This window comes from Candidimonas sp. SYP-B2681 (genome assembly GCF_003971065.1).
Taxonomy (GTDB): domain Bacteria; phylum Pseudomonadota; class Gammaproteobacteria; order Burkholderiales; family Burkholderiaceae_B; genus Pollutimonas.
Map to the genome: position 1 here is coordinate 50,231 of NZ_RYDV01000001.1, position 12,414 is coordinate 62,644.

General features: G+C 55.8%; 12 protein-coding genes and 1 tRNA gene. 10 read left to right on the top strand and 3 right to left on the bottom strand.

The genetic code is table 11. The features are described 5' to 3' along the window. Positions 1 to 21: 21 nt before the first annotated feature. The 9 genes from EKL30_RS00275 to EKL30_RS00315 all read left to right on the top strand — a co-directional run bounded on the left by EKL30_RS00275 (position 22) and on the right by EKL30_RS00315 (position 8,921). Positions 22 to 1,452 (top strand): integrase family protein, encoded by a 1,431-nt coding sequence (locus tag EKL30_RS00275; RefSeq protein WP_126705211.1) that lies wholly within the window; start codon positions 22 to 24, stop codon positions 1,450 to 1,452. An 86-nt stretch (positions 1,453 to 1,538) separates the two neighbouring features. Next, on the top strand, positions 1,539 to 1,802 hold the full coding sequence (locus EKL30_RS00280) for a hypothetical protein (protein WP_126705212.1): 264 nt from the start codon (positions 1,539 to 1,541) through the stop codon (positions 1,800 to 1,802). A gap of 401 nt (positions 1,803 to 2,203) precedes the next feature. Then, the gene (locus EKL30_RS00285; RefSeq protein WP_126705213.1) at positions 2,204 to 2,395 is read left to right on the top strand and encodes a hypothetical protein; all 192 of its coding nucleotides are present in this window, start codon (positions 2,204 to 2,206) and stop codon (positions 2,393 to 2,395) included. A 6-nt stretch (positions 2,396 to 2,401) separates the two neighbouring features. After that, a complete protein-coding gene (locus EKL30_RS00290) occupies positions 2,402 to 4,222 on the top strand; it encodes an AAA family ATPase (protein ID WP_126705214.1) in 1,821 nt (606 codons plus the stop codon). A gap of 230 nt (positions 4,223 to 4,452) precedes the next feature. Further along, complete coding sequence (locus EKL30_RS00295; protein WP_126705215.1) at positions 4,453 to 4,824, top strand: hypothetical protein; 372 nt, start codon at positions 4,453 to 4,455, stop codon at positions 4,822 to 4,824. 129 nt (positions 4,825 to 4,953) lie between these two features. Further along, entirely contained in the window at positions 4,954 to 6,042 is a 1,089-nt protein-coding gene (locus tag EKL30_RS00300; protein WP_126705216.1) for a hypothetical protein, read from the top strand. Between the two features lie 3 nt (positions 6,043 to 6,045). Then, positions 6,046 to 6,450, top strand: coding sequence for a hypothetical protein (locus tag EKL30_RS00305; protein WP_126705217.1), 405 nt, complete (start codon positions 6,046 to 6,048; stop codon positions 6,448 to 6,450). Continuing rightward, positions 6,451 to 8,715 carry a phage tail tape measure protein gene (locus EKL30_RS00310; RefSeq protein ID WP_126705218.1) on the top strand — a complete coding sequence of 755 codons (2,265 nt, stop codon included), beginning with the start codon at positions 6,451 to 6,453 and terminating at the stop codon, positions 8,713 to 8,715. A 14-nt stretch (positions 8,716 to 8,729) separates the two neighbouring features. After that, a complete protein-coding gene (locus tag EKL30_RS00315) occupies positions 8,730 to 8,921 on the top strand; it encodes a hypothetical protein (RefSeq protein ID WP_126705219.1) in 192 nt (63 codons plus the stop codon). Between the two features lie 243 nt (positions 8,922 to 9,164). Here the strand turns inward: EKL30_RS00315 and EKL30_RS00320 are convergent. Together EKL30_RS00320 and EKL30_RS00325 are read right to left on the bottom strand one after the other, a co-directional pair. Continuing rightward, positions 9,165 to 9,240: transfer RNA gene (locus tag EKL30_RS00320), tRNA-Asn, on the bottom strand. A gap of 98 nt (positions 9,241 to 9,338) precedes the next feature. Beyond that, positions 9,339 to 9,884: a ferritin-like domain-containing protein gene (locus EKL30_RS00325; protein WP_126705220.1), complete on the bottom strand. Its 546-nt coding sequence runs from the start codon at positions 9,882 to 9,884 to the stop codon at positions 9,339 to 9,341. A gap of 172 nt (positions 9,885 to 10,056) precedes the next feature. On the opposite strand from EKL30_RS00325, the gene EKL30_RS00330 reads away from it, so the two are divergent. After that, positions 10,057 to 10,989: a DMT family transporter gene (locus EKL30_RS00330; protein WP_126705221.1), complete on the top strand. Its 933-nt coding sequence runs from the start codon at positions 10,057 to 10,059 to the stop codon at positions 10,987 to 10,989. Here EKL30_RS00330 and EKL30_RS00335 read toward each other — a convergent pair. Beyond that, the gene (locus tag EKL30_RS00335; RefSeq protein WP_370246215.1) at positions 10,986 to 12,278 is read right to left on the bottom strand and encodes a patatin-like phospholipase family protein; all 1,293 of its coding nucleotides are present in this window, start codon (positions 12,276 to 12,278) and stop codon (positions 10,986 to 10,988) included. The two genes, EKL30_RS00330 and EKL30_RS00335, sit on opposite strands and share 4 nt — an antisense overlap. Between the last annotated feature and the right edge of the window lie 136 nt (positions 12,279 to 12,414).

Here is a 12,414-nt window from a genome sequence, read left to right on the forward strand (position 1 = left end):
GTACACAGGGGATACACGAATATGGCACGCATCAGACTTACCGCCGCACGGGTCGAAAACTTTAAATGTTCACCGGGCAAGAAACAAGAATTTATTTGGGATAACGAAGCCCCCGGTTTGGGGGTGCGGGCAACGGCTGGAAGCAAGTCCTATATCTTTCAAGGCAAGCTTAACGGCTCGCTCGTCCGGATCACGGTCGGGGACGTGGGGACGTGGTCACTTGATGAAGTCAGGGACCGCACCTCGAAAGATCTATTGGAGCCAGGCGCCCGGCAGGAAGCTCGTCGTCTACGCGCCATACTGGACCAGGGGCGGGATCCCCGGGAAGTCAAAGCGGAAACCACGGCCGCCGACGTCGCTAAGCGCAAAAGGAACGTACAGCGGCAAACCCCCACTCTGACAATTTGGAGCGACTATTGTGAAGCTCGGTCAACGAGTCGGATCTGGGAGGGCATCGCATTCAAAAAGATCTGGGGCGACCGCCATACGGCTGAACACGACGATGTCTCCCGCGTTGGCGGACAACTGATCGTTTCGGGTCGAGGGCGTCGGAAAGAGGGCCACGACCGCTTAATGCAGGGGATGCTAAGGCCCATTCTCATGCTTCCTTTGAGCGAGATCACCAGTGAAGTGGTGGACGCGTGGCTGGACGAAGAGTCCCCGATCCGGCCGGCCCGGACCCGCGGCGCATTGGCCATGCTAACGGCGTTCCTCAATGCCTGCGCCAAACACCCGGCTTATCGCGACATGGTGCACCTTGATGCGATCAAAGACAAAAAGGCACGTCTACCCCAAGCTAACTTGGCAACGTTCGACGCTTGCTTGCAGCGGGAGCAACTTAAGACTTGGTTCGATCACGTCAATGCAAGATCCAGCTTCACCATGAAGGCCTACCTCCAAACCTTGCTTCTCGTGGGGGCACGACGCGATGAACTTACCACCCTGCTGTGGGAAGACGTGAACATGCAATGGAAGAGCATGACAATCCGCGACAAAGTGGAAGGCGAGCGCACCATCCCGCTGACGCCTTATGTGGAATCGTTACTTCTGGAGTTGCAGCGCCTGAATAATTTACCGCCTACGCTACGGCAGGAGCGCACGCTTGAGGCGCGGGGACAGACCTGGGCGCCTTCACCGTGGGTATTCGCAAGCCGGACGTCCGAAAGTGGACACCTAGAATCCCCGCTAAGTGCACATCACCAAATTACAAAGGCCGCTGGCTTGCCACCCCTGACGCTTCACGACCTACGGCGATCGTTCATTACGCTATCGGAATGGGTCGAGGCACCCACCGGCGTGGTCGCACAGATTACCGGCCACAAGCCGAGTGCCACGGCCGAGAAGCATTATCACCGTCGCCCCCTGGATCTGCTGCGCATGTGGCACGTCAAGATTGAGAAATGGATGCTCGAGCAGGCCGGAATACAACAGCCTGATCCACAGACTTTATAACGTTCGCGTTCAATAAAATGGGCCACACGGGTATTGGCGTACCCCTGTGACCCTTACCACAACACTACTGTTTAGGAGTAGATACCATGGCTAGTGAAAATTTTAGCATTACCCCCGATACCGTGCATCAGCTGAAAGGCTTACTCGCGGAAATAGCGTCGATGGCGTCGACCGTTTCGGAACTCGCTTCTGACCTGATAATGCACGGCAAGTTGGAGAAGAGCGCCGGGGCCGTAAGCATTGACATCATTGCTAAGAATATGGGGTTAATGGCTGATCTTGGCACCAATAAGCTTGGTGGGGGCGAGGGCTTCAAAGGTTCCACGGCTGAGGACTGGATGTTGTCTTAGGGGAACGCGCAAGAAATTGCGGGTCCTCCCTGGCACCCCTGGCCTGCGGGGGCAAGGCGCTCGCGAGATTTCATATCTGCGTGGGCAAAAAAGCCCACTACACATACACATTGAATAATAGGTTGCGATTTACCGTTGTGCAATGCAAAGCAATGAAATACAATGTCACCAGTATTTCGAAAGTTGAATCGCTTTGCGCAGTGGGCTAAACACTCGCGTTGTTCGTGGTAAGGCTACACGTAAAAAAAGCCGTGGAAGCTGGGCTTAATCTGGGTTCTTTCCGTCCCCTAACCCACCTTCCCGCCAGTCGCCCTGACTGGTACGTGCATTGAGAAATACAGACCGGAGCGTAAATGCTGCCGGTCTTTTTCATTTCCGGCAGCGACTCCTGGAGTTGCTTCATGCACAATCGTCAATCGTACCTTTCTACCGAGGCTCTCGCCGAGCTCTTATGCATCCGCCCGGGGACTCTTCGCGAGGCACTATGCCGCCGTGGCCATTACTACGGTGTCCGACCAGTAAAGCTGGCCAGCGGTCGTCTGGTGTGGCCCACCGACTCCTTCGAACGTCTCACCACCGGCAAAGAGAGGTGATCGGCGATGGACATAATAGGCAAGGAACTAAAAGAACTGCCGGTGTGGTCACGGTTGCTCTGGGTAACGAGTCCCGATGAGTCGCCTTTACCCATCTACTACGCTTCGCCATCGGGACGCATGCTGTCGCCGAATTTCAGGCAGGAATTGGATCTGTACTTACCGGAAGTGGCGAAGGCTGGTGCGCCGATATTTGACCATACCCCGCTTCTGGATTATGACAATGCCAAGGGTCTCGAGATAGATGATCCTTATTGCCTCTCACTTCAAAGTCGAAAGGGCCGATATATCCACCAGGATCCGGTGCTTCTATCGTTCACCGGTGGGGTGAGGGCGATAACGCTACACGGGCCATGGAAGACAGTCCGGCGGGCGAAGTGCGACATTTTCCCAGACGGGCTGGTTGGTACAGTAGATCTCGACCACCCAAGACTCAAGAGGCTTCTAGATAGTTTGCCGCACGCGTTTTGCAAGGATGACAACCTTCCCGAATGGGTTGATGTGTTCGTGCCCGACGATCTCACACCAGGCGTTTACAACATCGGCGGTATCGAAGTTGAGGTCGGTCTCGAATACAGGTGTTTTCCATACTACAGTTCGGAGGTCGTTGATCGGCCATTGAAAAGTATTCACGAGGTCGCGCCGATTTTTCGAATGAAGGACTTACCCACTCCGGAAGAGCGAGGTCGCGCCCTCCGAAGTGATCGGGTTCCAGCCGCTGCTCGGAAGCATACAAAACTTCAACCTGGCGGGGACATCATCGACGTCCCCATGATCCGCAAGGACCCTATCAAACTGAAGTTCTCGAGCGCTAACGACTTCCTGGACAAAGCGTTCATGGAATGGCGTGTTCAAGACTTCCTGCCAGCCACCGGCGTCGCCATGATCTACGGCGCATCCCAAAGCGGCAAGACCTTGCTGGGGGTGGACTTGGCGGGGGCGATCTTGAACGGTAGGGAGTGGCTCGGACAACCGACAGTTAAGGCACCCGTGGCGTATGCCGCCCTCGAGGGACCGGAAGGGTTCCGTGACCGCGTGAAGGCCTACAGCAAATACCACGGCAAAAACGTATTGGCCGATCTGATGGTCCTGGACAAAACCTTCTCGTTGACCGATGCATCGCACTTGGACGTGCTGATTAAGCAGCTCCAGGCGGTCGGCTATCGGAACGGCGTGTTCATCATCGACACGCTGTCCGTGGTTGCACACGGAGACCTAAATCAAAATAGCTTTGGATCCGAGGTATACCGGGCCTGCAAGCGCATCGTTGACGCCCTGGGGGGCTTGGTCCTCCTGGTGCACCACACCGGTAAAGACGAAGACAAGGGGGCGAAGGGCGCCAGCTCGATCACCCAGCACATCGATACCATTCTCAAGGTGGAAAGTCGTCGAGGCTCCCGCACGGTAAAAATCGAGAAACAGCGGGATGGAGACACAGCGCACGTGCTCCAGTTCGCCGTGCACCCGCTCGAGATCGGGCGCAACGAGCACGGTAAGACTGTAACGAGTGTACTTGCCGTGAAGGGTCAGGTTTCCGGAGTACCGATGTCCAAACAGAATCAGGAAGCCCTCGACATCTTGGACGACCTGATAAGCAAACAAGGGATACCGGCCGAAACGGTCGCAAATCTGGACAAAACGTCTTTGTCCGAGGGTACCCCCGTGGTGCATAAAAGTGATTGGCGAAATGCCTTCTTAGCTACCCTTCGGACACCGACGGACAAACAGAAGGACACACGACGCAGAGCGTTTGACCGTGCTGTCGAAGCTGCCGGAGACCTTGGATACATTGGGCTTCTGGGCGATCACGTGTACTTGAGAGATTAGGCCGGACATGGCCGGACAAAGTAAACGGACAAAATCCGGCACTTGGACAAATACCCGTTATATGTTCGGACAGACAACACCCCCTCTCTAAGGAGGGGTGTGTGTGTCCAACTACAAGTCTTTATCAAATCATAGAGCACTGGAACACCCACGGCGGAAATCCCACAAGAGGAAATGTGCTGCCGACCGTTGCACACTGCAAGCTCACATCAACAGTTACAAGGAACACCATGTCCAAATTTGCAAACGGCCAGTTCGTCAAGATGGCCCTAGGCGCTGGCATCATCGCCCAGATCACATCTCAGTCTGCGTATCTCAATGGAAATCGCCAGTACGGCATAAATTACGTGGACGCTCACGGCGTACACCACTTCGACTCGGTTCAAGAGCCCCTGCTCGAACCGGTAGAAGGTGAAACGTTCCAGGAAGTCCCGTACGACTTCGCATATGCACTCGGTCAATCCGTGACAATCAGACCGATTAATAAACAGGGGATTGTGGTCGGCGTGCATCAGATCGGCGAGCACAATCCGCAGTATCAAGTTGCCTATGACAACGGCGCGCTGACCGAGACATGGATTGACGAGGTCCTGCTCAAGTAACGCGCAGAAAAAAGCGGGTCCTTCCCGAGGCCCCCCACCTGCGGGGGCAAGGCGCTCGCTAGATTTCATATCTGCGTGCGCCCAGAAAGCTCACTTTACCTTTACATCGGTCACTGATAGGAACACCGAATGCCAAAAAACTTAATCGGTAAGCTTCGCACAGCGCCCCCAGTCGATTCCACCATGGGAATTGACGACGACGACAACCCATTCACTGACGCTGATTACGCCCGCTTGGTGGTAGAAGCGTATGAACACGCTCGGCGTGCAAACGCATACACACCACCAAGCGGCGATCCTGACGTGGATATGGTCACGGAAATTCGCGGCCTGTACCAGGGATCTAAGCACGGTGTGGGCTTTCAGGAGCACGTTGCCGCCGGCGGAGAGGTAACCGGAATCGTTAAACGGTTCGCGGGAAGCATGCGGACCCTTGATATTCGCTCCACCCGCATCGCGAGCCAGCAGCCCAATGACGATTTCGTATTCCACGCAACGGCACGGGCGCCGGTGGAAACGAATCGCCTTTCGGCAAACATCATCGTCAATAGTTTGGTCAGCCAGGCCGGCGCTCGCATCATCATTACCGAAGACCGCCCGTCGCCAATGGTTGGCGACATCATTGCCTATTATTCCGACGCGGGCGTGTTTCGTCTAGTCGAGGCGGCATCGTTCGCACATATCCCTGACGGTGATGAGGTTGCCGAGAGCGCTCACCCCTTTTTCAATTCCCTGATTTCGATGGGCGACTCCTTCGCTTACGCTTTCCGCACGAAAGTGACCCGTAAACAGCTACGCGATGTTGGCGGAAATAGCACGATGGATGCATTGTCCAGCGCAATTACTCTAGGTCTGGCTAACTTGGCAGATCGAGTATTGCTTGCCGAGATCCTTCGGAATACGCCCGGTGAATATTCGGTGGCCAAGGCGGCAAGCCGAGGCTTGCGTTTCCATGAGCTTAATGCTCTGGTCGGGACGGCTGGGTCAGGGGCAGTGGTCGAGAATGGCAAATTGAATGTATCCGGCATTCGTGCAGAGCTCACGTCCGCTAGTACTGACACAGTGATTGGCGCGTTCAATCGGTGCGCGGTGGCAATTTACCCGATCGTGCAAGTCATGATGGAACGTACCAACTTGAACGGTGACATGCTGGTGACGAGTTGGGTCAACATGGTTCCCCTAGTACCGGATCCATCGGCTTTCTGGACAGTGAGCTAAGCCATGGCGACCTGGAAGACACCACGACTCCAAGAGAAACCGGAAAAGGTGAAGGTAGACCTTTTGCCGGCCTATTTGATGGCCGAGCTCGAGGCCATGGCGGTTTTTATCCGGGGGACGGGCAGTGAAACCGACGCTCCCGTGGTCTACATAACCACCTCAGGGCCTACGGGCCATCGCATTCGCTATTACAGCGATACGATCGAGGCGTCCGTCTTGGATCTTTGGCCGGAGTTGAATGCCTACCAGGTCCATCGCGTAGTTCGCTGGATCAATGCCGGCGTCCGAAATGCATTGCGAGAGTCCGCGCAGGAGTCACCACGCGACAGCATGGAACGTATGAACCTGAAGCGTAAACGCAACTGGGCGACCGAATGGAAATCGCCTTCTTTCGAGGATTTTCTATAAATGGCCAATAAACGATTAAATGCCAGCATCATCATCGGTGGTTCGATAACGGGAGGCCTGCGGAATGCCTTCACGACCGCCAGCAAGAGCATGACGCAGCTGGGGGGCGATGTCCGGCGGCTATCCACCGAGCAGAAGATGCTGGGCAGCTCAATACAAACCTTTGGCCGAATGGGTAAAGACGTCGACGGTCTCCGGACCAAATACGCCGGGGTGACGAAAGAGCTCGAGCGGATGCGTAAAGCACACGAAAGTTTATCGCGGCTGGAAAATGCCAAGGCGGCGAACCTCACCAAGCGCGGGGAGATCCGCGGTCAAATGATCGACGCGGTCGCCCTGGGCACTGCGGTGGGGGCGCCCATGGTCGCAGCTGTGAACTTCGAGACGGCCATGCTGGGTGTGGCCAAGCAGCTCGAGGGCGCACGCGACGAGTCCGGCCAGCTGACGCAAACGTATTTCAACATGGCCACACAGGTTAAAGAGTTGAGCCGTGAGCTACCCATTGCCGCCGGCGAGATCGCCGCTATGGTGGCCGCTGGGCTGCGCATGGGTGTAGCCAGCGACGAGGTGGTCGAGTTCACCAGGCGCACGGCCGAGATGGCGACAGCGTTTGACGCCCCCGCCGATCAACTGGCCGACAGCATGGGCAAGATTGCAGGCCTGTATGGGATCCCGATCACGGCTATCGGCGCACTGGGCGACAGCATCAACTATCTCGACGACAACACGAAGTCCACCGGTTCCGGAATTATCGAGTACCTGACCCGCGTGGGCGGTATTGCGTCGGCGGTGAAGGTTGGCAGTAACGAGATGGCCGCTATGGGATCCACCTTGCTAAGCCTGGGCGAACGTACAGAAACAGCCGGTACCGCGACCAATGCAATGTTCCAAAAGTTCGCAGCTGCCGACAAGGGTACGAAAAAGTTCAAGGAAGCCATGAAGGAGATCGGCCTGTCCACTGCCGAAGTCCAGAAGGGCATGCAGTCCGACGCGATGGGCACCATGCTCAACGTGCTCGATTCAATCAGTAAGCTTGACGCCGATAAGCGCCTGGGCGTCATGGTGGAGCTCGTCGGCCTGGAACACAGCGACACCATGGCCAAGCTGGCCAACAATACGGGCGAATTGCGCCGGCAGCTTGAAATGGCGAACAGTGAAGCAGCCAAGGGCAGCATGGGCAAAGAGTTCGATGCCCGTATGCGATCCTCTGAGGGTCAGTTAAAGATTCTCAAGAATGCGACCAGCGAGATGGCTATCAACCTGGGTTCGACATTGCTACCGGCCTTGAACAGCATCACCGGCGCATTGGGGCCTGCCATTTCGAGCATGGCGGCTTTTGCGGAACAGAATCCGAAGCTCACCACGGCGGTGGTCGGCACTGTCGCGGGTCTGGCTGCATTGAAAATTACAGCCCTGGGCAGCGCGTATGCATTCACCTTCGTGAAGGGGGGCGCTCTGACGGCGCTCACGGTGTTTAATCGGGTAAGGCTGGCTCTGCCCCTGGTCGGTAGCGCGATGATGACACTGGGCCGTGTGATGCTGGCCAACCCCATCGGTCTGGCTGTCACGGCGATTGCCGGGGGCGCGTACCTGATCTATAAGAACTGGGAACCGATTTCGGGCTTCTTTACACGGCTGTGGAATGAACCCAAAGCGACGATGACGGCGGCTTGGCAATGGTTCAAGGATACGTTGTCCTGGCACCCGATTGCCCTGGTAGCCAACAACTGGGATCCGGTAAAGGGATACTTCACCGGTCTATGGTCCGACATTACCTCGACGGTCGGCACGGCCATTGAATGGATCACGTCAAAAATCGCATGGGTCGGCGAGACGTGGAAAAGTACCAAGTCGTTCTTCGGCATGGCCGACGAGGCACCCGTCACCAAAGCACAGCCTGTACAAGGGCAGGTTGCAGCGCCAGAAGAGAAAACGCTCTGGAAAAGCACCAAGTCGTTCTTCGGCATGGCCGACGAGGCACCCGTCACCAAAGCACAGCCTATACAAAGTGGGGACTTTCAGCCTGCAATGACAGCACCGGGGGCGCCCGCCGGTCAGTTACTCGAATTGCCACAGCCTGCACTCGCTGCGGCCAGCACGACATACGCTGACAACCGCGTCGATCACAGCCAGGTCACGTTAAACGTGACACAGCAGCCGGGCGAAAGTCAGGACGGCCTGATAAAGCGCATAACGGCCGAGTTGGAAAAGAAAAAGCAGATTCGCGCGCGCAGCAACATGACAGACGGAGCATACGCACAATGACTAGGGAGAAAACAATGACGTTGATGACAAACAACCGAGACGCCGGCCGGATTCGGCTTATGGTCAACACCGACAAGGATCTCGCCGAGCGGGTCTACGGCGAGCGTCAACGGATCCGGGCAACAACCGGCGCCAACGTGAGTATCAGCCAGACTATCGCAGCGTTGCTGCACCGGGCTCTGGATCAGCACTGCGGCCAAGTGTAAAGAGCATGTGCCCACCGGCGGAACATGCCGGGTTATGGAGACTCGTTAAACGTCCGCACAACTACCGGTGGGTTTTGTCCCTGAACGTAAATACAACACGTTCGGGGACATTTTTATTTAAGTGTGCAATTCTGTCAGTGTGGATGCCTAGCGTATTGCATCAACGGGGGTACACGGTGGGTACACAACTCGCAGAAAGCAAAAAGCCCAACCGTTAAAGTTGGGCTAAGTGCTTGATTCTATTGGCTCCCCGAACTGGGTTCGAACCAGTGACCTGCGGATTAACAGTCCGTCGCTCTACCGACTGAGCTATCGGGGAATTGGAGAAACAAGAATATAGCACGTAAGTTTCCCTCACCGCAAGTCGGGGTCTGAACAGCCTCAATGCGATCCCTGAAAAAGGGCGCTTTCGGCGCTTTAGTCGAGCAAGTCTTTCATGTCATCGGCATGTTCTTCTTCTGCGGCCATGATGTCAATAAGCAGGTGCTTGGTGGTTGGGTCCGTATCGCCTATCCGTTCGATCATTTGTCGATACGATTCGATGGCCACGCGCTCAGCGATGAGGTTGGCTCGAATCATGCCCTTAATGTCGCCACATTCGTCATATTCGGCATGGCTGCGCTGCACCAGCGTGGAAGGGTTGAAGTCAGGCTCGCCATTCAGCTGAACAATTCGTTCTGCTATGCGTCCGGCATGTTCCTCTTCGTCTTGGGCATGTTCCAGAAATTCCGCCTTGATCGATTCATTGGCGAGGCCGGTCGCAGTGTAATAATGGCGTTTGTAGCGTAGAACACAGACGAGTTCGGTCGCAAGGGCCGCGTTAAGCATTTCGATGATCTCTTCGCGATTGCCTTGATAGCCGGACGGTACGGCTCCCTTCTCCAGATCTCTGGCGGCAGCGCGGATCGCGGCGATGTCGATAGGTCCTTGGGCGGTGCTGGAGGGCGTTGTGTTTGAGCTCATGGGTGTCCTTTCGTGATAAGGCGTGTATCGGCGTATTGAAAGAAGTACTTCAGGGTCGTCGGAAACCTTAGCAAGCGCCATGCCCGTGCCGCCTTCGGTATCATGGTGATATAGCGTAGCAACATGCAAGGGCAGCCTTTTTCCTTTAATTGAAATCCTTTTTCGTAACCTTATGAGCTCCCTTCCTGTTAGTGCCGAAACGGTCAAAGCCAAAGAATTCTGGATAGGCTTTTTATTGGCGGGGCTCGGGGCCGTGCTCTTTTCAGCCAAAGCGATCGTGGTCAAGCTGACCTATCGTTACGGGGTCGATGCACTAACCATCATCGGCTTTCGCATGATGCTGTCGTTGCCGTTCTTTGTGGCGGTGGGGATCGTGCAGGCGCGCAAGGCGCGACAGGGCAAGCTGCCGAGGCTGACAGCCCGGGAAAGCCTGCAAATCGTATTTCTGGGATTCATCGGCTATTACTTGTCCAGTTATCTGGACTTTTTGGGATTGCAGTACATCACAGCAGGGCTCGAACGCCTTATTCTGTTCTTGTCTCCCACTTTCGTGCTGCTGATTTCGGCGCTGTATCTAAAGCGACCCATTGCGGGCAGGCAGTGGTTTGCGCTGTGCATGGCGTACTTGGGGGTCATACTGGTTTTCGTGCAGGATTTGTCCCTGTCTGGCGACAACGTCATGCTGGGCTCGATGTTTGTGCTGGGCTCAGCCCTTACTTATTCCCTCTATATCATCAGTTCTGGTGAACTGATCAAGCATGTGGGCGCCACGCGTTTGGTCGCCTACGCGATGTCGGTGTCGGCGGTGATCAGCATGATCCACTTTCTCAGCGTGCATTCGTGGCAGGGTTTGATTCAGCCTTTGGCTGTGTATGAGCTCTCCCTGTTGCATGCCGTGGTGCATACCGTGGCTCCTACTTTCATGATCATGTGGTCGGTGGCCCGGATCGGCGCCCCAATGACCTCGCAGCTCGGTTTATTGGGGCCGGTATCGGTGCTGTTTTTAGCCGGCTGGATACTGGACGAGCCCGTTACCCTTTTGCAACTGGTAGGGACCGCATTTGTGCTGGCCGGCGCCGTCGTCTTGGGGCGGCGCAAGGCTTAACCCTGATGGTTCAGAACGGGTGCGGTATATCCCTGCATCCTTCGCTCGATTTCTTCTCCGTGAACATCATGGGTCACAAAACCCGAGAAATTGTCGGGCATGGCTAGCCTGCCAGGGTCCTTTAGCGTTTCCTGAATGTCTTCCAGCCCTCCCTGCCAGTGCTCGCGCATGGCAGCCAGGCCGAACTGATAATCTTTGTAATGCTGTTCGTAAGGTTTATTGCGGTAAATCAGGTGTATGACGTTATATCGTTTGCCGCAGGACAGGTCCTGAACCAGACGATAAAACTGGTCGTTGGCCAACAGCTCGGGCGGGGTGTCTTCTAATATGCGCCGTAGCATGTGTCGCATATTTTGTCCGAAGCGTAGCTGATCAGTGACCAGGCGAGTACGGCTGGAATACTGAATATCCTTGATGCGGTCGGATACTTCGCTCATGTTTGATGGCACAACGCCGCGTGCGCTCCAAAGGTCCACCTGAAAAGCCAGGGTATCGCGCATGGGCCTGGACTCAAGTACATGCGCGAGCGGCGTGTTAGACACCAGGCCTCCATCCCAATAATGCTCGCCGTCGATCTCGACCGGGGCAAACGCCGGCGGCAAGGCCCCGGAAGCCATGAAGTGCTCGGGCCGCAGCTTTATTTTCTGGTTTTCAAAATAAACAAAGTTTCCCGTCCGTACATTGACCGCACCCACTGACACATGGTGTTCGCCGGAATTGATGCGGTCAAAGTCGCATAGCCGCTCCAACGTACCTTTAAGCATGGTGGTGTCGTAATAACTTGCTGTACTCGACGTACCTGGCAAGATCTGTGGCGGTGGTGGAAAACGCGGCGAAAAGAAGCCTTTCTGTCCGTTCAGCATCGCGCTGGCCGCATGCCAGGCACCCATCGTCTGTCTGACGGTGTCGTTGATATTGAAGAGCGACTGTTCGACGAATGGCGGCAGCGCCACCCCGAAGTTAGGCTGGCAAATGGTTTCCCAGAACTCGGTAAGACGTGCAATACGAGTCTCGGGCGGATTGCCGGCAATGATGGCTGTGTTAAGCGCGCCAATCGAGATTCCCGCAAGCCAGGTCGGTTCAATGCCGGCTTCGTACAGGCCCTGATAGACACCGGCCTGATAAGCCCCTAGAGCACCGCCGCCTTGAAGGACCAGCGCGACGGTTTCGTAAGGAGGCAACCGCAGCCTCGCATCGATCGTTTGATCTTCGTTCAGGGGGCGGATTTCACCATGCAGCGCGTCGACAGGTATCGTTAGTGCATCGGTCTGTAGCGTGTCGCATGGCAACGCCGGTGTGCTGACGCTATGAGGCTGCTTGCGCGGGGCCTGCGCTGCTTTGCGTTTTGCCGTTTTTTTGGATGGGGTAGGAAACAAATGGAGTGGGTGACTCATAAGGGTTTGGATGGTTCCGAGTTCCTAATAG

Bases quoted from the DNA above. Each gene is read 5' to 3' on its own strand.
- EKL30_RS00275 (WP_126705211.1), top strand. From the start codon at position 22: ATGGCACGCATCAGACTTACCGCCGCACGGGTCGAAAACTTTAAATGT.
- EKL30_RS00295 (WP_126705215.1), top strand. From the start codon at position 4,453: ATGTCCAAATTTGCAAACGGCCAGTTCGTCAAGATGGCCCTAGGCGCT.
- EKL30_RS00305 (WP_126705217.1), top strand. From the start codon at position 6,046: ATGGCGACCTGGAAGACACCACGACTCCAAGAGAAACCGGAAAAGGTG.
- EKL30_RS00300 (WP_126705216.1), top strand. From the start codon at position 4,954: ATGCCAAAAAACTTAATCGGTAAGCTTCGCACAGCGCCCCCAGTCGAT.
- EKL30_RS00290 (WP_126705214.1), top strand. From the start codon at position 2,402: ATGGACATAATAGGCAAGGAACTAAAAGAACTGCCGGTGTGGTCACGG.
- EKL30_RS00330 (WP_126705221.1), top strand. From the start codon at position 10,057: ATGAGCTCCCTTCCTGTTAGTGCCGAAACGGTCAAAGCCAAAGAATTC.
- EKL30_RS00325 (WP_126705220.1), bottom strand. From the start codon at position 9,884: ATGAGCTCAAACACAACGCCCTCCAGCACCGCCCAAGGACCTATCGAC.
- EKL30_RS00310 (WP_126705218.1), top strand. From the start codon at position 6,451: ATGGCCAATAAACGATTAAATGCCAGCATCATCATCGGTGGTTCGATA.
- EKL30_RS00285 (WP_126705213.1), top strand. From the start codon at position 2,204: ATGCACAATCGTCAATCGTACCTTTCTACCGAGGCTCTCGCCGAGCTC.
- EKL30_RS00315 (WP_126705219.1), top strand. From the start codon at position 8,730: ATGACGTTGATGACAAACAACCGAGACGCCGGCCGGATTCGGCTTATG.
- EKL30_RS00280 (WP_126705212.1), top strand. From the start codon at position 1,539: ATGGCTAGTGAAAATTTTAGCATTACCCCCGATACCGTGCATCAGCTG.